Source organism: Pseudarthrobacter sp. R1 (genome assembly GCF_024494415.1).
In the GTDB taxonomy this organism is placed as follows: Bacteria; Actinomycetota; Actinomycetes; order Actinomycetales; family Micrococcaceae; genus Arthrobacter.
Map to the genome: position 1 here is coordinate 98,805 of NZ_JAMKFI010000006.1, position 26,920 is coordinate 125,724.

Below are 26,920 nucleotides of genomic sequence, written 5' to 3' on the forward strand. Positions count from 1 at the left end.
TCAACCGGCCAAGGCGTGGGCTAACGAGACTACCTAGAGGTTCCCTGGCAGGGACCCGTCAGCTTGCGCGAGGTGGAGTACCTTCGAGACCATGGACAACCAGGACGACCTCAGCCAATTCCTCGTCTCGCGGCGGGCCAAGCTGACCCTGCAACAGGTTGGCCTGCCTGACTTCGGCGGGCGGCGCCGCGTCCCTGGCCTGCGCCGGGAAGAAGTTGCCCTCCTGGCCGGGATGAGCTCGGAATACTACAAACGCCTGGAACGCGGCAATGCCAAGGGAGCGTCCGAGGCCGTCATCGATGGGGTCAGCCGGGCCCTCCAGTTGGATGAGGCCGAGCACGCACATCTCTACGAACTCATCCGCGCAGCCAACGCCGGCGCCCACCCGCACCGCAGACGCCCGGCACGCAAAACCCAGATCAACCCGACCCCGCAGCAGACCCTTGACGCGATGTCCACCGTCCCGGTGTTCGTGCAAAACGGCCGGCTGGACGCCGTGGCCGCTAACCGCCTCGGCCGGGCTCTCTTCTCAGAGATGTTCGAGGACTCCCGGCAACCCGTGAACGCAGCACGTTTCGTGTTCCTCGACGCCAGTGCACAGACGTTCTACCGGGACTGGGAATCGACCGCCCGCCAAGTCGTCGCCCTCCTCCGGGTCGAAGCGGGCCGATCCCCCTACGACCGTCAGCTCAGCGACCTCGTCGGCGAACTCTCAACCCGCAGTGACCTTTTCCCGAAACTCTGGGGAGCCCACGACGTCCGGGAACATCGCACCGGCATCAAAAGCGTCCACCACCCCATCGTTGGCGACCTCGACCTGCATTACCTCGGCCTGGACCTGGCCTCCGACCACAGCCTCCAGATGCTGGTCTTCTCCGCGGAACCAGGCTCCGCGTCCCACGACGGGCTGCAGTTGCTGGCTAATTGGGCCGCTGCTAACAGCATCGAGGTGAAATCCAACGACGAAGCGGCCATCAACCACATCCCTGGCAGTTGATGCTGCGGTTGTAAAAGCCCGTCCCAAGCGAACGCTGAAGGCAGCCGTGGGTGCGCTCATCCTTCGATCAGCTCAAGGCTAATCACCGTCGGACGAGGAAGGCCGTGGAGGCTGCCATCCCTCCTGCTCCCGGATGGCTCGCTGGATCCGAAGACTGATCTCCCGCAGCTGGCGCCGTTGGGCGTTGGTGAGAGGCTCGAGGACTAATTCGGTGACCGTCTGAGCGTGTACGGGAGTGGCCTCTTCGAGCATCTCCAGCCCTGCCTGGGTCAGGGTGGCCAAGGTCGAGCGACCGTCCAAGGGATCGCGACTCCGCTGGACCCAACCCCGGCCCTCAATCCGCGCCACGGCTCGAGAGAGCCGTGAGAGCGAGCTGTTTGCATAACTGGCCAGGACGGTCATCTTAAGCGCGTGGTCCGGAGCGTCAGCCAAGGCGAACAGGATGCCGTACTCGAAGTGCGTGAGATCGAAATTGCGAACCAGGGGGGCGTCGAGGGCGGGCGGTAACCACTCCAGTACCGTCGCAAGGGCCGCCCATGTGGTTAGGTCAGCTCCTGCGAGACGGTCTGGGAGGCTGGCATCGCTCATTCATACAGCCTACAAGGTTGCTTGACTGAGCAAGCAAAATGCCGCTAACTTTACTTGCTTGAGCAAGTAAAATCTGAAGGGCTAAACGACAATGGACATGCAGCTGGCAAACAAACGCGCCTTCATAAGCGGCTCAACGCAGGGTATCGGGTATTCGATCGCGAAAGCCCTCCTCCGGGAGGGCGTCGCGGTCGTTATCAACGGCCGTGACGACAGCCGGGTACAGCAAGCGGTGAAGAACCTCGAAATCGAAGTTCCCGGCGGGAGTGTGACCGGTATTGCGGCGGACTTCTCGGACGCCCGTCAGGTGCAGCGCCTGCTCGCTGCTCTCGGCGGCGTCGACATCCTCGTCAACAACGTCGGCCTTTTCGAGCTAAAACCCTTCGCCGAAATACCCGACGAGCACTGGTCGCGCTATTTTGACGTCAATGTGATGAGCGGAGTCCGGCTGTCGCGTGAGCTGCTGCCGGGGATGATCGGCGCAGGGTGGGGCCGGATCATCTTTGTAGGGAGCGAATCAGGTGTAAACATACCCGCTGACATGACGCACTACGGCGTGACCAAAGCGGGAATGCTCGCTTTGAGTAACGGCCTCGCCAAGCTCACCCGGGGTACCGGCGTGACGGTCAACACGATCCTGGGCGGCCCGACCTTTTCAGACGGCGTAGCCAATACGGTCCGCGGTATTGCCGAGGCGCAGCGACTCTCCACCGAAGAGTTGAAGGCGCTGATCATGGGCGGGAACCAGACGTCTCTGCTTGAGCGCTTCATCGAGCCGGACGAAATTGCGGCTCTCGCCGCTTATCTCTCGAGCCCGCTTTCCTCTGCAACGAACGGCGCTGCCGTGCGCGCTGACGGCGGAGTACTGACCGCAACACTTTGACCGGCGCTGGGTCGGGGCGTGCTTTACGGCGCGCGCTGGTCTGTACAAGGAATACCGGCGCGGGCGAGACTGTCGCCATGCGTAACCTGGCCTTTGGCATGAACGTGAGCGTGGACGGCTACATCGCCGCGCCCGGGGACGACCTCGGCTGGAGCGCCCCGAGCGACGAACTGTTCCAATGGTGGTCCGACCGGGTGGGGGCTACGGGCCTGGCGCTGTACGGGCGCAAACTGTGGGAGGCGATGAGCTCCCACTGGCCGACGGCCGACCAGCAGCCCGGCGCCACGCCTGCCGACATCGAGTATGCCCGCCGCTGGCGGGACATGCCGAAAATGGTGTTCTCCTCGACGCCCCGCACGGTCGCCTGGAACACCCGCCTGGCCACTGGCGACGCGGTCACGGAGATCACCCGGCTCAAAGCCGATGACGGCGGCTTCATGGACATCGGCGGTGCCACACTCGCCGCGGCGGCCATGCGGGCCGGGCTGATCGACGAATATCTGATGGTCACCCATCCGGTCCTGGTGGGCGGCGGCACGCCGTTCTTCACAGCCTTGGACAACTGGGTGAACCTGAACCTGGTGGAGACCCGGAAGTTTCCCGACGGTGTGGTCATGACCAGGTATGCGACCAGGCGCTGAGTGCCCCACGAGGCGTTCACTGTGTACGGCTGGCCACACCCCGGCCGAAGGTCGGGAAGGCATGGGGCAACATAACCACGCGATACGGCGGAAATGGCAATGCTCCCACTATGCCGAGGGCATGCTGAAGGCCGGTGAGTCAATGCCCCTAAGGCATTTGACTCACCGGCCTTCAGTGGTTTCTATTTGCCTGCGCGGACGAAGGTGACGCCGCCCTTGGAGGTCATCCAGGACAGGGGGTGGACGGCGGTTTCGTTCTTGCCGTTCAGGCCGGAGCTGAGGACCTGGCCGTCACCGACGTAAATACCTACGTGGCCGGGCTGCATGACCATGTCGCCGGGCTGGGGATCGGAGACGACGGTGCCGTAGTTCATGAACTGCATCGGGCCAAGGTCACCGACCGGGATCCCTGCAGCATTCAGGGCATTTTCGACCAGTCGCGTGCAGTCCTGAATCATGCCGATCTGCGCGTAAGCGGAGGACAGCATGGTGGCGTTGATTCCGCCTGCTGCCGGGGCAGCAGCCGGAGCGGCAGCAGCGGGCGTAACGGTGACCTGGGCCTTGGCCGGCGCAACGGCCTGTGTCTTTACGGCGGTAGAAGCGGCAGGAGCGGCCGCTTTGGGGGCCTCGACGGCGACCGGCTTGGGTGCTTCCACGACGGGGGCAGGAGTGGCCTCGTCGGCGGTACGCTCGAAGGAGATCTGCACGGTGGCGTCTGCGCTGAGCGGGGTTTGCACTTGGCTGGTGACTTCGAGGTTCGATGCCGGCTCGGCTTCGCGCTGGGTTGGGGCGTCTGCTGCCTGGGCGGCGATGCCGCTGGTCAGGACGAGGCCGGAAGCGGCCGCGATGACGGCGGCCTGGCGGCCTACACCGCCGGCGTGGCCAGCGACGGATTTGGACAGGACCGCCAAAGGGCTGGTCTGGACGGGGACCGCGCGGCGGCGGCCGTGAGCTTTGCCATTGGGCATGAAAGGGCCTCTCCCACTGCCTGCGAGGTTAGCTGTCGGATTCGGATGGGAGACACCCGGCCGTGGTGATGCACGGAATGCATCAGGCACGGCTTCACCCCAAGGCCTGCCGGAAGCAGGCCGATATTGGTTTCCCCGTCTCTGCCGGACGATTTTGCGAACGGATCCCGGGCAGCGGCAGAGTTAGGCAAGTCTGCTCAGGAGTGCCGCATTCGGAGAAACGGGCACGGTTTCAGACCCTACATCACACCAGCCCCACTTGTCACATTTGCATAACGGCTTTCGGGCTGCAACCTACGTCGATCGCTCCCGTCCAACTGGACGTAGCAACGATGTGAAGCGCCGCCCCGCCCATTTGAATGCTGCCGTAGTGGGCAACCACCTGCAGAGCGCCCAGTAGCCCACCCCCAGCACGAGGGACCCGACGACGGCCAGGACCGGATTGATGGGAAGCAGCAGCGGGTAGACCAGCCAGTGGGTGAGGTAGATATACAGGGACGCCGCCGCCAGCCAGCCGGTGACCCGGCGCAGGACCGCCGGCACCGGCAGGGCGGGCACCCACACCAGCAGCAGAATGCCTGCCGCGACGGTGACATCGCGGACGGTGCTGCCGAAGAACCCCGGCAGCGTCACCAGGGTGATGACCGAGACAGTGATTCTGTGGAAGTGCGTGCGGGCCCGGGCGAGCGCCCAGCCGAGCGCAAAGAGCCAGAACACCGGCGGCGGCTTGGGCAGGCCGGGATCCACGATGTCGTACCGGCTCAGCAGCGCGATGGCCACCAGCCCCAGGGCGAAAGCGAACGGCGCACGGCGCTCCACCCGGTCAACCCAGGGCACGGCCATGAGCGCTGCCACGGCCAGCAGGATGTACACCAGCAGTTCCACAAACCAGAAATGCCACTGCGTGGTTACTTGCTCGGGCCCAACTATGGCGTTCAGCAGGAAGATATTGGCAACGCTGTAGCGGTCCGTGAGCAGGTAGGCCACGGCGATAAAAGCGGTTGAGGGCAGAACTATCCGGGCCGCCCCGCGGAGTTGGCGGCGCAGCCGCGGGAGCCGCTGGTCCGCCAACTGGAAGCGTGCGAAGTTGTAACCGGCCACCACGAAGAGCAGGTGGGCGGTCTGGAACATGATCAGCTCCACGTGCGTGGCCACAATGCACACGATGGCGACGGCCCGCAGCACAATCGAGGTTTCCAGGAAGGAAAAGGGGCTCCACCGCCTGGGCTTCCGGCGGCGCTCCAATTCCCGCACGGGCAATAGGTGCCAGTCCGAGGGAAGCTGTCCCAGGACGCGTTCCAGCTGAACCGAGACCGCCACGTAGGACAGCGAGTCACCATCAAGGGAGACGAACGTGTCGTCGTCTCCCACAACGGGGCATTCCAGGGCGTCGGCGAAGATACTTCGGATGTCGTCGGGGTTGCCGGCGGGGGTTGGGCCCTCCGGTGCCGGCTTGGCGGTTGCGGCGCGGGCGGTGCCGACGGCACCCGCAGCAGCGGGCGCCGGAGCGGCAAGTCCCAGGACGGCCGGGTAGTCCACCTTGCCGGTGGTCAGGCGCGGGAGGGCTTCCACGGCATGGATTACGACGGCGGCGCGCGGCAGCCCAAGCGTGCCGGCCAGGGACTTGGCGAGCAAACCGCCGTCGTGCCCGCCTTCGACGGCGACCACCAGGCGATCATCGGTGCCGGCGGCGGCGGCGGTGATCCCCATGTCGGCGAAGATCCGCTCCACCTGGCCGAGGTCCACCCGCAGGCCGACAATCTTCACGAACCGGCTGCGCCGTCCCACCACTTCGTACAGGCCGTTCGTGTGCCGCCGGGCGAGGTCGCCGGTGCGCAGTTCGTGGACTTCCCGGCCCAGTGCCAGGTCCCCGGGGTGCTCGGCGTAACCGAGCATCACGTTGGGGCCGCTGTAGACCAGTTCCCCGTCTGCCAGGTCCTCCACCGGTTCGATGCGGAAGGAACCGCCCGGTACGGGGACGCCGATGGTTTCGGCATGGTCGGCCGCCAGGTCAGGCGGCAGGTAAGCCATCCGGGCGGTGGCTTCCGTTGCTCCGTACATCACGAAGAGGTCCCAGCCGCGGCGCTGCCCGGTTTCCGCCCAGGAGCGCACCTTCTCCGGTGCCAGCCGCCCGCCGGCCTGGGTGACGTAGCGCAGGTGCGGCAGGTCCGAGTCCGCGAAGCCGACCCGTTCCAGGAGGTCGAAGGTGTAGGGAACCGCCGCGAAGGAGGTGGCCTGCCGTTCCCGGAAGAGATCCCAAAAGCAGGGATCCACTACTGAGAGGTCAGTGAGGACCAGCCCTGCCCCGCGGACCAGGTGGCTGTTAACAACTGACAGGCCGTAGCAGTAGTGCAGGGGCAGCGCGGTGGCGGCCCTGTCGTCCGGCCCAATGCCCAGATACTCGGCGATGGCCTCAGCATTGGCTGTGAGATTTGTATGCGAGAGCCGCACCAGTTTCGGCGAGCCCGTGGAACCTGAGGTGCTGAGCAGCAGCGCCAGTTCAGGATGCAGGTGGTGCCGGGAGCCGTCGCGCCGCTCCTCGAGCACGGGCACCCCGTGGCCGTCGCCGGAGCGCAGCAGAACGTCCGGGTCATAAGCGTCCATGAGGGACGCGAGGGCCTCCGGCTTGTCCGCCGGGGCCAGCAACAGGACGTGGCCGGCCGACAACGCGGCGAGGTACGCTACCAGCGAGTCCAGATCGTTGCGCGCTGCCAGCACCACCAGGCGCCGTGCTGTTCCCAGGCGGGCTGCGGCGTCGTCCACGCGGGCGGCAAGCTCCCGGTAGGACAGGACGCCGTCCGCGGTGAGTACTGCCGATCGGTCGCCGTGGCGGGCGAGGTCGGTGAAGGCAGCCCGGGCGAGGTCTGGCTGCGCGGTCAACGCGTCACCGGGGCGATATGTGGGGACATAAAACTGGCCTAACTTAGCTGGACGGGCTCGGGCGACCGCTGCTTCAATGAGCTGCCCGGGGGTGGGGATGTGATGGCATGGTCGCCCAACAGCAGTGTGGGCGTGGTGCCTGCCGCTACGGTCACCGCTACCGCTGTTCCAACCGGATGGCGGACGGTGTGGGGCTGCCAGGAGCGCACCGTGCGTCCTGAGGCCAGCCGCACGTAATGGAGGACGAAGGCGCCGTGGTACTCCACTGCGGACACCCGCGCCGGAGAGTTGGGGTCCGGGTGCAGCGCCACCTCGTGCGGCCGCAGCACCACATCTACGTCCGCTTCGCTGTTGGCCCAGCCCGGGACAGTGGAAACGACGCCGATCTCGCAGGTCAGCAGGGCGCGGTGCACATGCGCCGGGAGGAAGTCCGCGTCGCCCATGAAGGAGGCCACAAAGCGGGTGGCCGGCTGCTCGAAGACCTTCTCCGGCGTGTCCGCCTGTTCGATGACGCCGCCGCGCATTACCACCACCCGGGTGCCGACGGAGAGCGCCTCGGTCTGGTCGTGGGTGACGAGGACGCCGGTGGTGCCGGCCTCGCGCAGCGTTGCCACAGTGTCCCGGCGCACCTGCGCGCGCAGCGACTCGTCCAGGCTGGAGAATGGTTCGTCCAGGAGGACGACGGCGGGGCGGGGCGCCAGGGCGCGGGCCAGGGCCACGCGCTGCTGTTCCCCGCCGGAAAGTTCGTGCGGGTACCGGCCCGCAAAATGGGTCAGCCGTACCAGGTCCAGGACTTCCCCGGCCCGCGCTTTGCGATCACCGCGGCTTAGCCGGTCCAGCCCGAACTCGACGTTCTGGGCCACGGTCATGTGCGGAAACAGTGCGTAGTCCTGGAATACCAACCCCACCCTGCGCTGCTCGGGTTCGACGAAGTGGCGCTTGCCCGCCACGACGTCCCCGGCCACCCGGATGGTGCCCCCGTCCGGCCGTTCCAGGCCTGCGGCGAGGCGCAGCGTAGTGGACTTGCCGCAGCCCGACGGACCGATCAGGGTGACCAGCTCGCCAGCCGGCACTGCGAGGTCCAGCATCTCCACGCCTACGGCCCGTCCGTAGTGCTTGCTGACGCTTTCAAAGACCAGCGCTGCCGGAGCAGTCTCCCTGCCCGCAAGACGATTTCCGTGTGCCATGCGCAGGGTCATGCCGAGGCCTTTCCAGATGTTTCATCGCGGCGGGCTTGCCTGACGAGGACCAGGACGGGGAGGACGGCGGCCGCGACGATCACCAGTGCGGGCAGCGACGCCTTTTCCCAGAAGTTTTCGCGGGCAAGTTCGTAGACCCAGACGGACGCCGTAGTGAATCCAAAGGGCCGGAGCAGCAGCACGATGGGCAGCTCCTTGACGGCGTCGATTGCCACCAGCATCAACGCCACGGCAATCCCGGACCGCGCCAGGGGGACATGCACCCGCGCCAGGATGCGCCGCGGGGCAGCGCCCAGGCTAAGGGCCGAGAAAGTGAGGGTTGCCGGGATTTTCGCGAAGCTCGCGTCCACTGCCTGGTACGCGGGTGCGAGGAAACGGATCACGTAGGCGTAAAGAATGCCCAGGACCGAACCGGTGACCAATAGTCCGGTGCCGCCGGGAACGCCGGCAGCCTCGAGTGCATCATCCAAAGCCGCGAAGGAGATGAGGACGCCGATGCCCACGACGGCACCCGGCACGGCGTATCCGAAGGTTGTGAGCTGCGCAGCCGAGGAGATGAACCTGCCGCCGCTGAGGCGGACACCGTGCCCCACTGCCACGGAGAGGAACACGCAGGCCGCGGCGGTGACCGCTGCGACCAGGAGGGTATTGACGATGTACTCACCGAAGCGCGGATCGGCGAGGAAGCCGGGGTTCTTGACCGCCCCGCCCACGGCCCAGCCCAGCAGCTGGAGGACGGGGATCAGGAAGCCTGTACTGACGGCAGCCGTACAGAGAGCTGCGGCGGCCCAACCGCGCCCGCCGTGGAGCGTTTCCGGCTGCAGGCCCTGACCCCTCCCGCCCTGCCGGTGATAGCGTGCCCGGCCGCGGAGTGCCCGCTCCCCCGCCAGCACGGCGACGGCGAACAGCAGGACAAGGACGGCCAGCTGGGTTGCGGCCTGGAAGTTGAAGGTTCCCTTCCAGACCAGGTAGACACCCACGGAAACGGTCTGGACGTTGAAGTATTGCACCGTGGCGAAGTCGGTGAGCGTCTCCATCATCACCAGGGCCATGCCGGCGGCCAGCGACGGCCTGGCGAGCGGCAGCAGGACGCGCCGCAGTGCCCGTCCCCGGCCTGCACCGAGGGTCCGGGCAGCGTCGTAGGTGCCGGATGCGTGCTCAGTGAGCGCAGTGCGCGCGAGGAGGTAGACGTAAGGGTAGAGCGACAGCGACATCACCAGCACAGCGCCCGGCAGCGACCGGACGTCGGGCACCCAGACGTCCGTACCCAGTACCGTGCGCAGGGCGGACTGCACCGGCCCGGAGACGTCGAATACGGAGAGGAAGACGAAGCCCAGAATGTAGGCGGGTACCGCCAGGGGCAGGACGAGCAACCAGGCGAAGACATTGCGCAGCGGAAAGCGGTAGGCGGTGACGAGCCATGCCAGGCCGCCGCCCACCAGGAGGGAACCCGCCGCCACTCCCAGCATCAGGAGCAGGGTTGTGAGCACCATGCCGGAAAGGTCCCGCGGCGGCGCCGTGCCGCCCATACTGCCCAGGCCATCAAGGACCACAGCGAACACGGGGGTGGCAACAACAACGGCCACCAGGACCACCAGTGCGGACCACGCAGGGCGTCCGGCACCGGCCGTCCGGCGTGGACGGCGCTTCGGCATCCCCGCTTCTGCGAGGACCGCCGTTTCGGTCACTTGTATCCGGCCTCGGCGAGCAGGTCCACTGCCCCTGCGTTGAGGTCGCCGTAGGCTTCAGCGTTCAGCGGCATCCGCTTGAAGTCACCAAAGCCTGCAATTACTGGCTCGGGTTTCACCGCCGCGTTGACCGGAAACTCGTGGTTCGCGTCCACGAAGGCGTTCTGGCCCTTGGTGGCGAGCCACTCGATGAGCCGCTGCGCGTCCCCGGCATTATCTGAGCCCTCCACTACGCCCGCACCGGAAATGTTGACATGCGTCCCGGCACCGTCCTGGCTCGCCCAGTAGAGCTCCGCCTTGAAATCGGGCTTTTCCTTCAGCGTCCGGGCCAGGTAGTAGTGGTTGTTGATCCCCACATCGCAGGTGCCGGCGTCGATGGCTTCAAGCAAAAGCACGTCATTGCTCATGATCTGCACGTCGTTGGCCACCCAGCCCTTGGCAATCTCCAGGGCCTTCTCCCGGCCGTGCAGGTCGATCAGGCTGGCCACGAGTGACTGGGTGTAGGACGAGGTGGCGTCCCGCATGCACAGCCGCCCCTTCCATTTCGGGTCCGCCAGGCCGGCGTAGGTGTCCGCCGCGTCAAATTCAGCGGGATCCACATTCTGCGGGTTGTAGGTGACGGTGCGCGCGCGCATGGCCAAGCCGAACCAGCGGCCCTGCGGATCACGGAGGTCCTCCGGCACCGCTTCGTTCAGGGCTGCGGAGTCGACGGCGGCAAGCTCATCCTGACGGGCCGCGTTCCACAAGTTGCCGGCATCCACCGTCATAAAAACATCAGCTGGGGAGTCCTCACCTTCAGCCTTCAGGCGTTCGAGGAGCTCAGCGTCGTCACCGCTGATGAATTCCACGGAGATTCCCGTTTCATCCTGGAACTGCCCGAACGCGCCCTCCAAGTCGTAGTGGCGGGCCGAGTAGATCTGGAGATCGGCAGGCTGCCCACCGATGATGCCGCAACCAGTTACGGCGGACGCCAGGATGGTCAGGCCTGCTGTGGCAGCGATCACGCTTCGACGGGACACTCGTAGCTCTTCTCAAAGGGGCAGTACTCTTACCGCACGCGAATTGGGCAAGGTAAGGCTAACTTAATTCACCCTCTACACCCTAAGTGTGAAGCCAGTAGAACTTTGCTGGCCACGCCCGCCGAGCTCCACCTCCAGTGTTTTGGCTAGCGCTTGCCCTTCTTGCGGGAACCTTTGCCCCGGCCCTTATCCGGATTGGGGGCGTAGCGCTGGGCCACCTTGGGCGCCTTCTTGGTTCCGCTGCCGCGCCGGTCCGGCTTGGGTTCCTTCTTGGGCTTGACGGGCTGGGCGGAGGGCTGGCGGGAGCTCTGCGCGGTACGCCCCCGGACGATCCCGATGAATTCCTCGATGACTTCGTCCGTGGAATCGGCAGGCCAGGCAACAGCTATCTCGGTCGCGGGCGCTCCGGTGAGGCGCCGCGCCACCGTGTCCTTGACGTTGAAATGGCGGGCCACGGACATGGGCAGGATCACCAGGCCCGCCCCAGTTGCCACCACCTGCAGCGCAGCCTCCGGACCGCCCAGCGCAGCCACGTCCAGGAAGGCCTCCTGCTCCACATCAGCCAGCGCTACTTCCTCGAACACCGAAATCTCGTGGCCCTTCGGGGCAACCACCACGGGCTGCTCCTCGTAGAGGGGAATCACGCTGAGGCCCTCGCGCTCCACCGGAAGGCGGACGAAGCTGAGGTCCGCGGACCCGTCATGCAGCACCTGAACCTGTGCGCCGTCGTCGGACATAAACGCCTGGAGCGGAATGTCCAGCACCCGTTCTTCCCAGCGGCGGATCCACTTGCCGGGCGTCACTCCCGCCACGTAGGCGATGCGGAGCGTGCGGGGGGCATCCGGCCCAGCCGGGTCAGCAGACCCTGCGGAACCGGCGTCTGTCTGGGGGGCGTTGTCGGTGGGCACGTCTTCACAGTACCGCCCGCCCGGATACCCTTGAAGCATGACCTCTGCAAACTCCCAGTCCATGAAGCCGGCCACCGTTGCCAAGAAACTTGGCATCTACCTGCCCGCAACACCGCAGGAGTTCCAGGAATCAACCATCACCCGGGAAGAGTTCGCCGAACTCCAGGCCAACCCGCCGGAATGGCTCGCCGAACTGCGCCGCAACGGTCCGCACCCGCGTCCGGTCGTGGCCCAAAAGCTGAACGTCTCCATCAGCGGCCTGGCCCGCGGCGGCATCGAGGAAGCCTTGACGACGGCGGAAATCACCGCGCTGCTGCAGGCTCCCCCCGCGTGGCTGGTCACCGAGCGCGCCACCCACGCCGCCTTCCGGGCTGAAGCCCAGCGGGTCAAGGAAGAAACCGCCAAGAAGGAAGCCAAGCGGGCCCGCGCCTAGCGTCCAGGAGCTCCATCAACGGGGGTTTTCTTCCCACAAATCAAATTATTGTTCAACAATCCCTTGCGTGGATTGTTGAACAGTCTGTAGTGTTGCCCGTACATCCCCTCTGTGACTCCAGTCACCCGCACGTTTGGACGGATCTGTGGAAAGTAGCGCAACACTCACATCGGGCACCACGAAGGCCGGCAGGCGTTCAGCCCTCCTGGGAGCCATGTTCCTCATGGCCACCAGCGCAATCGGCCCGGGTTTCATTACCCAGACAGCAGCATTTACAGTGCAGCTGGGCGCCGCCTTCGCCTTCGCCATCCTCGTATCGATCCTGGTGGACATTGCGGTACAGACCAATGTCTGGCGGGTCATCGGCGTCTCGGGCATGCGTGCCCAGGAACTGGGCAATAAGGTGCTGCCCGGCATCGGCTGGTTCCTTGCCGGACTCGTTTTCCTTGGCGGCCTGGTATTCAACATCGGAAACATCGCCGGAACAGGACTCGGCACCAACGCCATGATGGGCCTGGACCCGAAACTGGGCGGCGCGATTTCCGCCGTCATTGCCATCCTGATCTTCCTCAGCAAGCGGGCCGGCGTCGCCCTGGACAAGATCGTGGTGATCCTGGGCGCACTCATGATCCTGATGACGCTGTACGTGGCCATCGTCTCCGCACCACCCCTGGGTGAAGCACTGCGGAACACGGTCATGCCGGAGAAGGTGGACTTCCTGGTCATCACCACCCTGATCGGCGGGACCATCGGCGGCTACATCACCTACGCCGGCGCACACCGGCTGCTTGACTCCGGCGCCACGGGAGTGGAGCACGTCCAGGAAATCACCCGGAGCTCGATCGTGGGAATCCTGGTCACCTGCGTGATGCGGGTGCTGCTTTTCCTGGCCATCCTTGGAGTGGTGGCCGGCGGCGTGGCGTTGGCCAACAACAACCTCGCGGCATCCGCGTTCGAAGCAGCAGCCGGACAAATCGGCCTGCGGATGTTTGGCGTGATCCTGTGGGCCGCTTCCGTGACCTCCGTCATCGGCGCTGCCTACACCTCGGTTTCGTTCATCACCAAATCCACCACTCCGGAACGGACCCGCAACCTGATCACCGTGGGCTTCATCGCCTTCTGTGCAGTTGCGTACCTGCTGATCGGCCAGGCTCCGCAGCAGCTGCTGATCTTCGCCGGCGCCTTCAACGGCCTCATCCTTCCTGTCGGATTTGCTGTCCTGCTCTGGGTGGCCTGGCGCCGGCGTGACCTGATGCAGGGCTATGCCTACCCCAAGTGGCTGCTCATCATCGGCGTCCTGGCCTGGCTGCTCACGCTGTTCCTGGGCTGGAATTCGCTGGTAGGCCTGACCAGGCTGTGGGCATAGGAGGAGCCATGTTCTTGTCAAAAAACCTGCCCGCGGGCATCGATTTCCCCGCCAACCCTGCCGCCCTGGCGCCATCAGAAGCGCGGGCCCTGTTCCGCGCAGGACTGGTCAGCCCCACCTCAGGGTGGAGCGCAGGCTACGCCCAGGCGAACCTGATTATCGTCCCCAAAGCCCAGGCCTTCGACGTCCTGCTGTTTGCGCAGCGGAACCCGAAGCCGTGCCCCATCCTGGGAGTGCTCGACGCCGGCGAAACCAGCGGCGCCCTCCTCGCCGGCGGTGATGTTCGCACCGATGTTGCCCGCTACGCCGTCTACGTGGACGGCGTTAAGACGGACGAGCCAACGGATATCCTGCACTACTGGCGGGATGACCTGGTCACGTTCATCGTGGGCTGCAGCTTCACCTTCGAGGCTGCACTCCAGGAAAACGGAATCCGCGTTGCCCATATCGACCAGGGGGTGAATGTGCCCATGTACCGGACCAACGTCCGCTGTGAACCGGCAGGGGCCATGGCCGGGCCGCTCGTGGTGTCCATGCGCCCTGTTCCGGCATCCCAGGTTGCGGACGCCGTCCGGATAACATCGCGCTACCCGGCCGTGCATGGCGCCCCGGTCCACGTGGGTAACCCCGAACAACTGGGCATCGCCGATCTTTCCCGGCCCGACTTCGGCGACGCAGTGGACGTTCCGGCCCATCACGTGCCGGTGTTCTGGGCCTGCGGGGTAACACCGCAGGCCGCCGTGATGGAGTCCCGGCCCGCCCTGGCCATCGGGCACGCCCCGGGCCACATGCTGATCACCGATGCCAGGGACAGCAGCTACCTGGTGCCCTAGCAGCACCACGCAGCCGGATTCCGGCGCTACATGCCCTGCGCGCTTTCTGCCCGCAGGGCATGTTGGCGTTCATGAGGGAATGATGCCCATGTGGGCCAGCAGTTCCTGTTCCGCGGCATCCAGGTAGCGCCGGAGCTCTGCGGCGGCTTCCTCGCGCCGGCCGGAACGGATCTGGGCCACCAGCGCGGCATTACGCTCCACATAGTGGCTGTGGAAATCAGGGGTGGTGGCCATCGCATGGAACACCAGGCGCATCTCGGCCAGGACCTTTTCCATCAGCTCGTCCAGCGACGCACTGCCCGAGAGCCCCACCAGCGCCTTGTGGAGTTCCTGGTTGGCGTCGCCCATGCCCGTCACCGAGCCAGTGGCCAGCGCTTCCCGGGCGCGGGCAATGATGGCGTCCAGCCGGTCCAGGGCGTCGTCCGTGAGATCCCCCCACAGGACGGCAGCCGGCTCGATGACCCGCCGCACGCGATAGATTTCCCGCACGTCGTCACCACCGGGGGCAGCCACGTAGACGCCCCGGTTGGGAATCCGGTGGACCACCGATTCGCCGGCAAGGACGGTGAAGGCTTCCCGCAGGGTGTTTCTCGAAACGCCAAGCGCCGCAGACAGTTTCTGCTCTGACAACTTGGTGCCGGGCGGGAGCTGGCCGGCCGAGATCCGGGCACGGAGAACGCCCGCAACCCACGCTCCGGTATGGGCGTGGGTTGCGGGTGCACTCTCGGCGATCCCCTGCAGTGCAGCGTTCATGGGCATAAATCCAATGTACCCAAGGCTGGCAGGCACCAGCGCACGCGGGGCAACTTACACAGTGCGCCTCAGGCGATGCTGGCCAGGACGTCTCCGCGTGCGACGGCGGATCCTGGCTCCTGCGCTCCCCTTGCCACCGTTCCCGGCCGGTGGGCGGCCACAGTGGTTTCCATCTTCATGGCTTCCAGCACCGCGATGGGCTGGCCCGCTTCAACCTGGTCGCCCGTGTCCACCAGCCACTTCACCAGTGAGCCGGACATCGGAGACACGAGCCTGTCATCCTGGCCGTCCGCCGCAGCACCCTGCGCGTCAACGGCAGCGGTCACGGAACCGCCACCGCCATTAACCAGCGCTTCGTAGATCCGGGAGGGCAGCCCCAGCTGGACCGCCTTGCCGTCCAGCTCCACGGTGATGGTGGTCCGGGCTGACGCGGGGGTGGTGCGGGCTATCTCGGGAGAAGCCGCGAGGGGCTCGGCGAACTCGTTTTCAATCCAGGTGGTATGGACGCCCAGCCGGTCTTCTGCGGTGAAGTCCGGGTGGCGCACCACTGCCCGGTGGAAGGGAAGCACCGTGGGCAGGCCCTTGATCTGCATCTCGTCCAGGGCTGCCCGTGCCCGGCGCAGGGCCTGGTTCCGGTCTTCCCCGTGCACAATGAGTTTGGCCAGGAGCGAGTCGTAGTGTCCGGACACTACGGAGCCGGAGCGGACCCCGCTGTCCACGCGGATACCGGCGCCGGTGGGCGGCTCGAAAGCCTCGACAATTCCGGGTCCCGGCAGGAATCCGCGGGCCGGATCCTCGGCGTTGAGCCTGAATTCGATGGCATGCCCGCGCGGTTCGGGATCCGCGGTGAGCGAGAGCGTGCCGCCGGCAGCGATCCGGAACTGTTCCCGGACCAGGTCCACGCCGGACGTTTCCTCCGTTACCGGGTGCTCCACCTGGAGCCGGGTGTTGACCTCAAGGAAGGAGATGATGCCGTCCTTGCCGACGAGGTATTCCACCGTTCCTGCGCCGTGGTAATCAGCTTCCCGGCAGATGGCTTTCGCTGACGCATGGATCTGCGCACGCTGGTCTGCTGTCAGGAAGGGCGCCGGTGCCTCCTCGACGAGCTTCTGGTTACGGCGCTGCAGGGAGCAGTCCCGGGTCCCCAGTACCACCACGTTGCCGTGGGTGTCCGCCAGGACCTGCGCCTCAACGTGCCGCGGCTGGTCCAGGAAGCGCTCAACGAAGCATTCGCCGCGACCGAAGGCAGCGGTGGACTCCCGGACTGCCGAATCAAAGGCGTCTTCAACGTCCTCGAGGCGGCGGGCAACTTTCAGGCCTCGCCCACCGCCGCCAAACGCCGCCTTGATGGCCACCGGCAGGCCGTACTCCTGTGCGAAGGCGAGGACTTCGCCTGCGTTGGCCACCGGGCCGTCACTGCCGGGAACCAGCGGGGCGCCGGCCCTGACGGCGATGTCCCGGGCGGTCACCTTGTTACCCAGTGCGCGGATGGATTCCGGGGTAGGGCCTATCCAGGTCAGCCCGGCATCCAGCACGGCCTGGGCGAAGTCGGCGTTCTCGGACAGGAACCCGTAGCCGGGGTGCACTGCGTGAGCGCCGGAGCGCCGGGCTACAGCAATCACTTTCGCCATGTCCAGGTAGGTCTCGGCCCCGGTTGAACCGCCCAGCGTATACGCTTCGTCTGCCATCCGCACGTGGAGCGCGTCGGCGTCCGGATCCGAATACACCGCCACGGATTGCAGGCCGGAGTCGTAGCAGGCGCGGACGATGCGGACGGCAATCTCGCCGCGGTTGGCGATCAGGACTTTTTTCATGACGGGATTCTTTCGGAAATAGTGTCGTTGGCGGCTTGTGCGAGGGGTTCCAGCGTTGCGGAATCAACCACCGTGAACCGGACGCGTCCGCCGGGCGGGACCTGGGCGGCGGCGGGGAGGTCTTCGGGAATCACCACGGCGATCACGGGGTACCCGCCGGTTATGGGATGGTCGGCGAGGAAGATGACGGGATGCCCGCTGGGGGGAACCTGGAGCGCGCCGGCCACTGCGCCCTCGCTGGCGAGCTCCCCCGTGCGGTTGCGTTCGAGGGGGCGCCCGTGGCCGGGGTCCGGAACCAGGCGCACACCGATCCTGTTTGACTGGTCCGAGACCTGCCATTGCTGTTGGGTGAGGACCTGGACAGCCTCCTCGGGGAACCAGTCCTCACGGGGGCCCAAGGTCACCCTGAGTTCCGTGGTTCCGGCTGCAACCCGCAGTGCGGACGGCTCCGGATGACCCACCGCCGTTCGTTCAGTGGCAGGAGCCACGGGTACCCGGGTGCCGGTTGCCAGTGGAGCAGGACCCAGTCCGGACATGGTGTCGGTGGAACGGCTGCCGAGGACCAACGGAACATCGAATCCGCCGCGGACAGCCAGGTAGGTGCGCAGTCCGCGGGCCGGCGCTCCGACGGTGAGGCTTTCGCCGTCGAGCAGTGCGAACGGAGCGCAAGGATCGGGCCGGCGCAGCACGCCGCCTTCGGCGGAGCGGACCTCGAGGGGGGCGGCGGCGCCGGTGACTGCTGCCACCTGGTCACCCATGGCCCTTACGGTGAGCCCGCCGAGAAGATTTTCGACGACGGCGGCAGCGGGGCCGTTTCCCGCCAGCCTGTTTGCCTGGCGGGCTGACTGCTGGTCCGCGGCGCCGGAGGCGGAAACACCGAGGTCCCCCAGTCCCGGCCGGCCCAAATCCTGCAGCAGGGACTGCAGGCCGGGTTGCAGGATCTCGAGTCCGGAGCGGACGGCATCGGGCCGGTCCGCATCCGTCTCCCCCGTGGAAATAAGCGCGGTGCCGGGAGGCTCCGTCAACGAGTCAACGGCCACGTAACGGACTGTGTCCCCGGGCCGGATCAGCGCGGGCTGCTCCCGTTCCAGATCCCACATCACGGCCGAGGTGCGTCCGATCAGCTGCCAGCCGCCCGGCGACTGCCGGGGATACACGGCGGAAAATTCGCCGCCCAAGGCAACGGACCCGGCAGGAACAGCTGTCCGGGGTGTAGGCCTGCGCGGAACGCTGAGGCTGTTGTTCCCGCCCACCAGATAGGCGAATCCCGGTGCGAAACCGCCAAAGGCAGCCGTCCAGAGCTGGCCCGTGTGGGCGGCAACCACACCGTCCGCGCCGAGCCCGGTGAGGCGCCCCACCTCGGCGAGGTCTTCGCCGTCGTACACCACTTCGATGGTGACCTCCCGCCCCCCGACCTTCCGGGCGCCTTCGAGCTGGAACTGTTCGACGGCGGCACGTGCCCAGCGTGCCTGCGCCTGGCTGGCGAATTTCACTAGGACGGTCGCAGCTGCGGCAATAGCGTCCAACTGTCCCGGCAAGGGAGCCGCCTGGACACGCTGGTGGAAAGCCAGCACGGAGTTAAGGTCGGCCAGTTCCACCAGCAGGGCACGGGGTCCGGCCCAGCGGATTCCGGTGATGCTCATGCAAAGCTCCGGACGGTGACACCGCTGGCCTCGAGCCCCGCCCTCACAGCTCCGGCCATCGCTACGGCACCGGGGCTGTCGCCGTGCACGCAGATGCTGTCAGCCTGGACGTGCAGGACGCTGCCGTCCCGGGCGATGATCTTGCCTTCGGTGGCCAGGAGCACCATGTTCCTGGTGACCGCTTCATTGTCGTGCAGCACCGAGCCCGGCTCCCGCCGCGATACCAGGGTGCCGTCCGGGTTGTAGGCGCGGTCGGCAAAGGCTTCCGCCCTGGCCTGGAGGCCCCGGGCCTCCGCTTTCCGGAGCGCCACCGATCCGGGAAGGAGGAGTAGCGGCAGCCCTGGGCTGAAGGCGTGCACGGCATCAACCACGGCCGCGGCATGGACTTCGTGGTGGACGATCGCGTTGTACAGGGCGCCGTGGGGCTTGACGTACTTGATCTCTGACCCGGCGGCGCGGGCAAGGGCCTGCAGTGCGCCCAGCTGGTAGAGCACGTCGTCGGCGAGTTCGGTGGCGGAGCAGTCCAGGAACCGGCGGCCGAAGCCGGCCAGGTCCCGGTAGCCGACGTGCGCTCCGATGGTCACGCCGGCGGCCACGGCATCGCGGCAGGTCTGCGCGATGGTGCTGGGGTCCCCGGCGTGGAAACCGCAGGCCACGTTGGCGCTGGTGACGTGGCGGAATACGGCCGCGTCATCGCCCAAGGTCCAGCTGCCGAAGGACTCTCCGACGTCGCTGTTCAGATCGATGGATTGCATTGTGACCCTCGTCTCAGGTTGGCTTCTCCAACCATCATGCCCGATAGACCAAGATTGTTCAACAATCTTTGGGAGGCTGGTCCCGGCGGATCGATCTCCGGCGTCAGTCTCCGGTGTCAGTCCTGATGGAGCTGGATGTAGTTGCCGCAACCGTCGTCGAACACGGCGCTGATTCCAGAGGGATCTTCAGCCGGCTCGCCGCGGAAGCTCACTCCTGCCCTGGTAAGCCGCTCGTACTCCGCCTGCACGTCCGGGACGCCAAAAACAACCGCAGGCATGCCGGCCTTGTACAGTCCGTTCATGTAGTCCGCAGCAATCGGGTTGTCGCTGGGTTCCAGCAGCAGGCCCACTGAGCCCTGGTCCGCACCAGGGTCCTTGATGATGAACAGGTTGTATTCCGGCATGGCCATCAGCGTCTCGAAGCCGAGCGTCCCGGTGTAGAAGGTATGGGCTGCGGCGGGGTCCTGAACGTGGATGCTGCACATCTTGAGTCTCATGGTCCCAAGGTACGTGCCGCCGACCGGCCCGGAAAGCCCCGCCCTTGCCATGCTCCGGTCTGCGGTGGCCATTGACCCAAGAACGGGAAGGCGCTGGAATGGAAGGACCAGCCCGGCGTTTCCCGCCCGGGCCTGTGGACGTGGAGGTGCAAGGTGGCAGCCATCGCAGAATCCCTGTTCCAGGGGGCGTGGGTCCTTCTACTGTGTGGATCTGTGCTGGTGGGCAGCGTTGCGGCCACCGTTTTCCAGGTACGCCGGCGGGCCCTCGCCGGGACGGGCACGGAACCCGAGCGTTCGGACCAGTTGTTCTGGGATCTGTTCCTCGGCGCGGCGGTGGCCCTTCCCGCCCTGCTCATCCCCGCCCTGGCATCCCCCTGGGCAGGGCTCTTCCTCGGCGGCGCGGCCGTGGCTTCCGGTGTCGCGGCCTACCGGGGCAGCCCGCGGATGGTGGCCTGGCTGTCCCTTCGGCGGCAACGCCGGGAGTACTTGCCCCTGCACTCGGCCGCACAGGCTGAACACAACGTGCTGCTGGAGCGCTGGCGCCGGTACGAACTGGATCCCGCGTATTGCATCGACTACCCTGCCATGACCGACGTCCGGCTGCCCCAGACCGCCGCCGTTATTAAGGCCATGCGCGAGGCCGAGCAGCTCCGGGCCGCGGGGCACCAAGGGTACCCGCCCGCCGTCGAACGCTTTGGCCGCGCCCTCGCCGCCGCCGAGCAGGCAGCAGGAATCCCCGCCGGCGGACGCTGACTGCCGACCCGCGCATTAACTGCTGTGTCGCAGTCACTGGAGTCCAGCGGCGCAGCGCCGTAGCATCCGAGGATGGAGCCCCAAGAAACGGAAAGCCGTGACCGGTTCGGCAGGCGGCTGGAGGACCGGGAAGTCTGGCGCCAGGCCATCACCCTGGAGGCTGCCGGTGAGCTGACCGCTCGCTGGCTGGAGGGCCACAGCGAGTATCAGGCCGCCACGTTCACTGCCACCTACGACGCCGAAACCGCAGCCATCGCGCCCGGGCTCGCTACCCTGAACCGAAGCGGGGTGTTCACGAAGGAATCACAACCCGGGCTGCGCTCAGCCGGCATTGCCCAGCGCCAGTACGTCACCGGATTTTGCAGTGCAGAAGTCGCCGCGGAACTCCTGGCCCTCTCCACCCGGTCCGAACTGGTCGCCGTGGTGCACGCCCCGGGCGAGTCAAGCAGTGCAGCCATCCCGGTCACTGTGGACGGCGGAGAGGTGGTGACCGTCCTTGGGTCCAGCGAGAACCCCGTGACGGAGGAGCAGATCCAGGACTGGGCCGATGAAACCAACGAAACGCTGGCGCTCCTGCTCGCGGACTCCTGGTACGTGGAGATCCTGGACCCGTCCTGGGGCCGGGACAACGTGCTGCTGCCCGCCGTCCTCGGCGCCCTGAACGGTTAATAGGGCCTACAGCTCTACGGTGCCGCTTTCGCCCACGCTCATCCGGCTGTGGGTAACCTTGGACTTAACCCACTGGAACACCGTCGCGGCGGTTCCGCCGGGGCTGGTCCAGTACTCGGCGGAGTCTGAATCGATGCGGAGCAGGCACACCTCAGGGGTGTCCGGGCCATCCGGGAACCACGCTTCAACAGCCTGGTTCCACATCCCCCGGATCTTCTCCCGGTCCGTTACCACCTCAGCGGTTCCGGCAACGGAAACCCATTCGGTGTTTTTGCCGAAGGAAACGTTCACGCGCGGGTCAGCCCGGACATGGGCGACCTGCGAGGTGCCGAGGCCGGTGAAGAACCACATGTCGCCGTCGTCCTTGACATCCTGGACCGCCAGCGGCCGGCTGACGAGGGCGCCTTCTTCATTGATGGTGGTCAACATTCCGATGTGGGAATCGTTAATGATGTCCGTGACCTTGCTGATGCTCTCGGTGTCAGTCATATTTCACCTCGTTCGTCTGCATGCGGGGACGCTCCCCATCCGCCAGCCTATTGGTAAGCATGCTTAGATTCCACCCGGCGGCCGGCCTTTTCGCCGCCCGCCGGGCCGTCCGGGCTGTCCGGCCTTAGGCCGGAACCGTCACGCGTGCCGCTTCGCAGATGCGTTCTGCGGTGCGGCGGCCCATCCGGATGGCGCCGTCAACGTGCTGGTAGCCTTCAGCCGCCAGGTCCGAGGACGACCAGAAGATGGGCCCGACGGCCGCGTGCTGGTCTTTGCCGTAGCGGTGCAGGCCGCCGAGGTCATAGCTGGAGGCGTAGGCGCCGCGTGTCCATTCCTCCGAACCCCAGTCCGACTCGTAATAGACCTCGGGCTCCAGCGCCTCGGCGCCGAGGAAGCCGGCAATGGACTCCAGCACCGCGCCCTTGCGCTCTTCGGGGCTCAACTCGAAGATGGCGTCGGCCTTTTCGTCCGAGATGAAGCCCACCAGGGTTCCCCTGGTGTCCCCGAAGTTGGTGTTGTCGTAAACCTCCTGGACCAGGGATCCGGCGCCGAAGCAGGTTCCGGACAGGCCGGAGTTCCGCCAGAACGGGCGGCTGTAGACCGCGTGGACCTTGATGACCAGGCCCAGTGACTGGTGCTGGTGCATCTGGTGCTGGCGACGGGGCAACGGCGGGTTGAACGAGACGCGGGAATAGAGGTTGGGCGGCACGGCCATGATCACGAACCGGGCATTCACAGTGGCCCGCTCCGAGACCACGGTGACGCGGTGCCCGTCCTCGGCGTCCGGCTCCCAGTTGATGGTACGCACCGGGGAGTTAAGGACGACGTCGTCCCCCAGCTCCTGCGCGAGCAGCAGGGAAACCTGCTGCATGCCGCCCACGACGCGCCGGTCCAGGATGAAGTCCTCGTCGGTGAGGTGGGTGAAGGACCCGGCGGAGGCGGCCATCAGCACTGCCTGCAGAGCCGAGAACGCGTGGGCCGGCTTGGTGAGCATGCCGCCGGCGATGAACAGGCCGATGTTGTTGCACGCTTCCTCGTTGGACGAGTTCTGCCGCAGCCAGTGGTGGAAGGAAACGGTGTCCAGCTCGCGTGCTTTCGGATGGGCCCACGGCTCGGTGGCGCCGATCTCGGCGGCCAGCGCGTCCAGCAGCCCAATCAGCTTGTCCATTTCGGCTTTGGTGTCCGCATCCACGGGGAAGGTGTCCCCCGTGTAGCGGACGGGCACGCCGTCGGCTCCGATGTACATCGAGTCGCCTTCCCGGTACCGGGGGTAGGTCTGAAGGCCGAGTTCGTCGAGCAGTTCCAGGAGTACGGTCTGGTCCGGCGAGACCCACTGGCCGCCGATCTCCAGCATGGCCCCGTCCACCGTGTCGGTCCAGGTGCGGCCGCCTACGCGGTCGCGCGCCTCGAGCACGGCGACGCTCAGGCCGGCCTTCTTCAGTTCACGGGCTGCGGTAAGTCCGGACGGCCCGGCTCCAACGACCACAACGTCGCGGTTCAGGTTCAGCATGATGTCCTCTCTTGGGTCCCGGCAGTGATGGGGACCACTAAATGAATGCCATTCATTTATTAGAACTATAGCGGCTCCCTGCACGGACCGGAAGTGCCGGATGGAATAATGCTGGAGACCACCAGAGAAAGGCCACTGATGCCGGCAGTACCAGCTGTACAGGGACGCGCCGCCGGAAAACCCGGCACCGCCAGGCGGCGGGCGGGCCGGCCCTCGGCCGCACTGCTGGACAAGGCCGGGATCACGGCGGCGGCGCTGGAACTGATAAACCGCAAGGGCTACGACGGCCTGACCATGGCGGGCCTGGCCAAGGAACTGGACGTGGCGCCGTCGGCCCTTTACAACCATGTGGCCGCCAAACGCGACGTCCTGCTCCTGGTGGAGGACCATCTCACCTCGCTGGTGGATGTGTCTGATTTCGGCTCGGCCCCGTGGGAGGACGCGGTGCGCAGCTGGGCGTGGAGCTACCGCAATGTCTTCGCGGAGCACACCCCACTGATTCCGGTGATCGCCGTCCTTCCGGTCACGGATGCGCCGCAGACACTGGCGATGTACGAGACAGTGAGCAAGGGCTTTCTCGACGCCGGCTTCCCCCAGGACCGCGTCGTGTCCTCCATCGTGGCGCTGGAGTCCTTTATCTTCGGCTCGGCGTACGACGTCACCGCGCCCGAGGACATCTTCGAGGCGGGAACCATGGCCGGCACCACGCCGAACTTCACGGCAGCCGTCCGGAGCGCGGCCGCCCGCAGCGGCGCCCAAGGGCGGGGCCGGCCGGCGGACATGGCGTTCGAGCTGGGGCTCGAGGCGCTGATCTCAGGGCTCGGTGCCCTGCGGGGCTGAGAGCCCCTAGTCTTCGGCAGCGGCAAGCTGGCCGCAGGCGCCGTCGATCTCCTTGCCGCGGGTGTCGCGCAGGGTGCAGGGCACGCCTGCGGCGCGGAGCCGCGCGATGAATTCCTGCTCCACCGGCTTATCCGAGGCGGTCCAGATGGAGCCTGGGGTCGGGTTGAGCGGGATCGGGTTCACGTGCACCCAGCCGCGGCCGCGCTGGTTGAGCTTCTTCCCCAGCAGGTCTGCACGCCAGGGGTGGTCGTTCATGTCCTTGATAAGCGCGTACTCGATGCTGACCCGGCGGCCCGTCTTGCGATAGTAGTCGTAGGCCGCGTCGAGCGCCTCGTCCACCTTCCAGCGGTTGTTGACCGGGATCAGCTCGTCGCGGAGCTCGTCGTCGGGGGCATGCAGGGACAGCGCGAACGTGACGGGCAGGTCCTCGTCCGCAAGCTTGCGGATGGCGGGGACAAGGCCCACCGTCGAGACCGTGATGTTCCGGGCAGACATGCCCAAGCCCTCGGGTGCGGGATCCACGAAGCGGTGGAGCGCGGCCATGACGCGCTTGTAGTTGGCCAGCGGCTCACCCATGCCCATAAACACGATGTTGGTGACACGTTCGTCATCGTGCTCCTTGGGGCCCAGCTCACCGGCCGCTATTACCCGGTTCGCAGCGACCACCTGGTCAACGATCTCCGCCGTGGACATGTTGCGGGTCAAACCGGCCTGGCCGGTGGCGCAGAACGGGCAGTTCATGCCGCAGCCAGCCTGGGAGGAGATGCAGAGAGTGATGCGGCCGGGGTAGCGCATCAGTACGGACTCCACCAGCGCTCCGTCGAACAACCGCCAGAGGAACTTGATGGTGTCCCCCTTGTCGCTGCGCTGGCGCCGGACCTCGGTGAGCAGCGGCGGGAACATCTGGGAGACGAGTTCCTCCCGGCCGGCCTTGGGGAGGTCGCTCATGGCTTCCGGGTCAACGGTCCAGTGCTGGAAGTAGTGTGTGGAGAGCTGCTTCGCCCGGAAGGCGGGGAGGCCAAGCTCCTTCATCTTCGCGCCGCGCTCGGCCAGGCTCAGGTCGGCGAGATGCGTGGGCGGCTGCTTCACCCGCGGTGATGCGAATTGGAGCAGCGGCCGGCCCTCGACGGTACGCGCCTGCTCCCAGCCTTCGGCAGTGGGGAGGACCTGCGGGCGGGTGCTCTCCGGGGCCTCTTGACGGGCGCGCGCGGGAGCTTCGGAGGAAGAAGTGGGGGAAGTCATCCCCTCTATTGTCCCATGCCTTGTTATTGCTGAAACAGGGACCCGGCAACGCCGTGCCGTCAGTGCATAAAGCCGCTGCCGTCCCTGTCGCGGTCGTACTTACCGCAACGCGTGCAGCGCCTGTAACGGCCGCTGCCATCTTCCGCAGATTCTATGTGCCAGGCGTGGCGCAGGTTCAGTTTGCACATGAGGATCCCGAGCATGGTGCTCTCCGTTCTGAAGCACGCTGCACCCGCTAATTGCGTTCGCTGCGTAACCCCCTAAGTTTATGCGGTGCCTCCTCGGAACTGACAGGCAAACTTGCCTCCGGCAGGGATCTTAAAGACCCATAGACGGGCGTAGTTGTAATACAAGTTGTGCACTTATAGAATAAGAGGGTGGGCGAAGGAGCCCAGCGCCGCCCAAAGGAGAAACCGTGAGTACCGTCGATGTGATCCGCCACGTCAAACTGTCCACCGCCCGGCTGCCCCTCGCTGTTCCCATCAGCGACGCCAAGGTCTTCACCGGCCGGCAGAAGCCAATGACTGAGGTGGTTTTCCTCTTCGCCGAGATCACCACGGAGCTGGGGCACACCGGCGTCGGCTTCAGCTACTCAAAGCGTGCCGGCGGCCCGGCCCAGTACGCGCATGCCAAGGAAGTGGCCGAAGGCATTATCGGCGAGGACCCCAACGACATCGCCAGGATCTATACCAAACTGCTGTGGGCAGGGGCTTCGGTGGGCCGCTCCGGCGTTGCCACCCAGGCCCTCGCCGCCATCGACATCGCCCTTTATGACCTCAAGGCCAAGCGCGCCGGCCTGCCGCTCGCCAAGTTCCTTGGCTCCTACCGCGACTCCGTGCAGACCTACAACACCTCCGGCGGATTCCTCAACGCCACCCTCGAAGAAGTCAAGGCCCGCGCCACGCAGTCCCTCGAGGAAGGCATCGGCGGCATCAAGATCAAGGTGGGCCTTCCGGACAGCAAAGAGGACCTGCGCCGCGTCGCCGGCATCCGCGAACACATCGGCTGGGACGTCCCGCTGATGGTGGACGCGAACCAGCAGTGGGACCGCGCCGCCGCGCTGCGGATGGGGCGCCAGCTCGAAGAATTCAACCTCATCTGGATTGAGGAGCCCCTGGACGCCTACGACTTCGAGGGCCACGCGCACCTTGCCCAGGTCCTGGACACCCCCATCGCCACGGGCGAAATGCTCGCTTCCGTGGCCGAACACAAGGGCCTCATCAACGCCAACAGCTGCGACATCATCCAGCCGGATGCACCCCGGGTGGGCGGTATCACCCAGTTCCTTCGCCTGGCTGCGCTTGCCGACGAGCGCGGGCTGGGCCTTGCCCCGCACTTCGCCATGGAAATCCACCTGCACCTGGCAGCGGCGTACCCGCGCGAGCCCTGGGTTGAGCACTTCGACTGGCTCGATCCCCTCTTCAACGAGCGGCTCGAGACCAAGAACGGCCGGATGATCGTCCCGGACCGCCCCGGCCTGGGCGTCACGCTGAGCGAGCAGGCCCGCGCCTGGACCACCGAGTCCGTGGAGTTCGGCGCGTAACCTTGTTGC

Annotated in this window: 25 protein-coding genes and 1 riboswitch; of the genes, 10 read left to right on the forward strand and 15 right to left on the reverse strand. The window is 66.3% G+C overall.

The window, feature by feature from the left end; translation table 11 throughout:
- Positions 1-91: 91 nt before the first annotated feature.
- Positions 92-997, forward strand: a complete 906-nt coding sequence (locus M8J71_RS06510; protein WP_256247152.1) for a helix-turn-helix transcriptional regulator — start codon at positions 92-94, stop codon at positions 995-997.
- A 78-nt stretch (positions 998-1,075) separates the two neighbouring features.
- Here the strand turns inward: M8J71_RS06510 and M8J71_RS06515 are convergent, their stop codons facing one another.
- Entirely contained in the window at positions 1,076-1,585 is a 510-nt protein-coding gene (locus M8J71_RS06515; RefSeq protein WP_256247153.1) for a MarR family winged helix-turn-helix transcriptional regulator, read from the reverse strand.
- 91 nt (positions 1,586-1,676) lie between these two features.
- Between M8J71_RS06515 and M8J71_RS06520 the strand changes: the two genes are divergently transcribed.
- Together M8J71_RS06520 and M8J71_RS06525 are read left to right on the forward strand one after the other, a co-directional pair.
- A complete protein-coding gene (locus M8J71_RS06520) occupies positions 1,677-2,468 on the forward strand; it encodes an SDR family NAD(P)-dependent oxidoreductase (protein ID WP_256247154.1) in 792 nt (263 codons plus the stop codon).
- Between the two features lie 77 nt (positions 2,469-2,545).
- Positions 2,546-3,109: a dihydrofolate reductase family protein gene (locus tag M8J71_RS06525; RefSeq protein WP_256247155.1), complete on the forward strand. Its 564-nt coding sequence runs from the start codon at positions 2,546-2,548 to the stop codon at positions 3,107-3,109.
- Between the two features lie 182 nt (positions 3,110-3,291).
- Here M8J71_RS06525 and M8J71_RS06530 read toward each other — a convergent pair whose 3' ends face one another.
- From M8J71_RS06530 to M8J71_RS06555, 6 genes are all read right to left on the reverse strand, one after another.
- Positions 3,292-4,077: an NlpC/P60 family protein gene (locus M8J71_RS06530; RefSeq protein ID WP_256247156.1), complete on the reverse strand. Its 786-nt coding sequence runs from the start codon at positions 4,075-4,077 to the stop codon at positions 3,292-3,294.
- 7 nt (positions 4,078-4,084) lie between these two features.
- Positions 4,085-4,267: riboswitch (cyclic di-AMP (ydaO/yuaA leader) on the reverse strand.
- Positions 4,268-4,371: 104 nt separating this feature from the next.
- Positions 4,372-6,957: an AMP-binding protein gene (locus tag M8J71_RS06535; protein WP_256247157.1), complete on the reverse strand. Its 2,586-nt coding sequence runs from the start codon at positions 6,955-6,957 to the stop codon at positions 4,372-4,374.
- A 38-nt stretch (positions 6,958-6,995) separates the two neighbouring features.
- Positions 6,996-8,156 (reverse strand): ABC transporter ATP-binding protein, encoded by a 1,161-nt coding sequence (locus M8J71_RS06540; protein ID WP_256247158.1) that lies wholly within the window; start codon positions 8,154-8,156, stop codon positions 6,996-6,998.
- Positions 8,153-9,844 carry an ABC transporter permease gene (locus tag M8J71_RS06545; protein WP_256247159.1) on the reverse strand — a complete coding sequence of 564 codons (1,692 nt, stop codon included), beginning with the start codon at positions 9,842-9,844 and terminating at the stop codon, positions 8,153-8,155. Before M8J71_RS06545 ends, M8J71_RS06540 begins: the two co-directional genes overlap by 4 nt.
- Complete coding sequence (locus M8J71_RS06550) at positions 9,841-10,863, reverse strand: extracellular solute-binding protein (RefSeq protein ID WP_256247160.1); 1,023 nt, start codon at positions 10,861-10,863, stop codon at positions 9,841-9,843. Before M8J71_RS06550 ends, M8J71_RS06545 begins: the two co-directional genes overlap by 4 nt.
- 146 nt (positions 10,864-11,009) lie before the next feature.
- Positions 11,010-11,846 carry a LysR substrate-binding domain-containing protein gene (locus tag M8J71_RS06555; RefSeq protein ID WP_256247161.1) on the reverse strand — a complete coding sequence of 279 codons (837 nt, stop codon included), beginning with the start codon at positions 11,844-11,846 and terminating at the stop codon, positions 11,010-11,012.
- On the opposite strand from M8J71_RS06555, the gene M8J71_RS06560 reads away from it, so the two are divergent.
- From M8J71_RS06560 to M8J71_RS06570, 3 genes are all read left to right on the forward strand, one after another.
- Positions 11,809-12,204, forward strand: a complete 396-nt coding sequence (locus tag M8J71_RS06560; protein WP_256247162.1) for a DUF5997 family protein — start codon at positions 11,809-11,811, stop codon at positions 12,202-12,204. The genes M8J71_RS06555 and M8J71_RS06560 overlap by 38 nt on opposite strands.
- A gap of 214 nt (positions 12,205-12,418) precedes the next feature.
- Entirely contained in the window at positions 12,419-13,570 is a 1,152-nt protein-coding gene (locus M8J71_RS06565; RefSeq protein WP_374114823.1) for an NRAMP family divalent metal transporter, read from the forward strand.
- Positions 13,571-13,578: 8 nt separating this feature from the next.
- Positions 13,579-14,403: a putative hydro-lyase gene (locus tag M8J71_RS06570; RefSeq protein WP_256247164.1), complete on the forward strand. Its 825-nt coding sequence runs from the start codon at positions 13,579-13,581 to the stop codon at positions 14,401-14,403.
- 69 nt (positions 14,404-14,472) lie between these two features.
- On the opposite strand, the gene M8J71_RS06575 is transcribed toward M8J71_RS06570, so the two are convergent.
- From M8J71_RS06575 to M8J71_RS06595, 5 genes are all read right to left on the reverse strand, one after another.
- Positions 14,473-15,156 (reverse strand): GntR family transcriptional regulator, encoded by a 684-nt coding sequence (locus M8J71_RS06575; RefSeq protein ID WP_374114824.1) that lies wholly within the window; start codon positions 15,154-15,156, stop codon positions 14,473-14,475.
- Positions 15,157-15,224: 68 nt separating this feature from the next.
- A complete protein-coding gene (locus tag M8J71_RS06580) occupies positions 15,225-16,970 on the reverse strand; it encodes an acetyl/propionyl/methylcrotonyl-CoA carboxylase subunit alpha (protein ID WP_256247166.1) in 1,746 nt (581 codons plus the stop codon).
- Positions 16,967-18,613, reverse strand: coding sequence for a 5-oxoprolinase/urea amidolyase family protein (locus M8J71_RS06585; RefSeq protein ID WP_256247167.1), 1,647 nt, complete (start codon positions 18,611-18,613; stop codon positions 16,967-16,969). The genes M8J71_RS06580 and M8J71_RS06585 overlap by 4 nt, the downstream gene beginning before the upstream one ends.
- A complete protein-coding gene (locus tag M8J71_RS06590; RefSeq protein ID WP_256247168.1) occupies positions 18,610-19,368 on the reverse strand; it encodes a LamB/YcsF family protein in 759 nt (252 codons plus the stop codon). Before M8J71_RS06590 ends, M8J71_RS06585 begins: the two co-directional genes overlap by 4 nt.
- A 116-nt stretch (positions 19,369-19,484) precedes the next feature.
- Positions 19,485-19,865, reverse strand: coding sequence for a VOC family protein (locus M8J71_RS06595; protein ID WP_256247169.1), 381 nt, complete (start codon positions 19,863-19,865; stop codon positions 19,485-19,487).
- A 153-nt stretch (positions 19,866-20,018) separates the two neighbouring features.
- Here M8J71_RS06595 and M8J71_RS06600 point away from each other — a divergent pair, with 153 nt between their 5' ends.
- Positions 20,019-20,618, forward strand: coding sequence for a hypothetical protein (locus M8J71_RS06600; protein WP_256247170.1), 600 nt, complete (start codon positions 20,019-20,021; stop codon positions 20,616-20,618).
- A gap of 72 nt (positions 20,619-20,690) precedes the next feature.
- Positions 20,691-21,287: a DUF6919 domain-containing protein gene (locus M8J71_RS06605; RefSeq protein ID WP_256247171.1), complete on the forward strand. Its 597-nt coding sequence runs from the start codon at positions 20,691-20,693 to the stop codon at positions 21,285-21,287.
- Between the two features lie 6 nt (positions 21,288-21,293).
- Here M8J71_RS06605 and M8J71_RS06610 read toward each other — a convergent pair whose 3' ends face one another.
- Together M8J71_RS06610 and M8J71_RS06615 are read right to left on the reverse strand one after the other, a co-directional pair.
- The gene (locus tag M8J71_RS06610) at positions 21,294-21,776 is read right to left on the reverse strand and encodes a pyridoxamine 5'-phosphate oxidase family protein (RefSeq protein ID WP_256247172.1); all 483 of its coding nucleotides are present in this window, start codon (positions 21,774-21,776) and stop codon (positions 21,294-21,296) included.
- A gap of 124 nt (positions 21,777-21,900) precedes the next feature.
- Entirely contained in the window at positions 21,901-23,286 is a 1,386-nt protein-coding gene (locus M8J71_RS06615; protein WP_256247173.1) for a flavin monoamine oxidase family protein, read from the reverse strand.
- Between the two features lie 138 nt (positions 23,287-23,424).
- On the opposite strand from M8J71_RS06615, the gene M8J71_RS06620 reads away from it, so the two are divergent.
- Positions 23,425-24,126, forward strand: a complete 702-nt coding sequence (locus M8J71_RS06620) for a TetR/AcrR family transcriptional regulator (protein ID WP_256247174.1) — start codon at positions 23,425-23,427, stop codon at positions 24,124-24,126.
- Positions 24,127-24,132: 6 nt separating this feature from the next.
- On the opposite strand, the gene rlmN is transcribed toward M8J71_RS06620, so the two are convergent.
- Entirely contained in the window at positions 24,133-25,368 is a 1,236-nt protein-coding gene (rlmN, locus tag M8J71_RS06625; protein ID WP_256247175.1) for a 23S rRNA (adenine(2503)-C(2))-methyltransferase RlmN, read from the reverse strand.
- Between the two features lie 415 nt (positions 25,369-25,783).
- On the opposite strand from rlmN, the gene M8J71_RS06630 reads away from it, so the two are divergent.
- Positions 25,784-26,911, forward strand: coding sequence for an L-talarate/galactarate dehydratase (locus M8J71_RS06630; RefSeq protein WP_256247176.1), 1,128 nt, complete (start codon positions 25,784-25,786; stop codon positions 26,909-26,911).
- Positions 26,912-26,920: the final 9 nt, after the last annotated feature.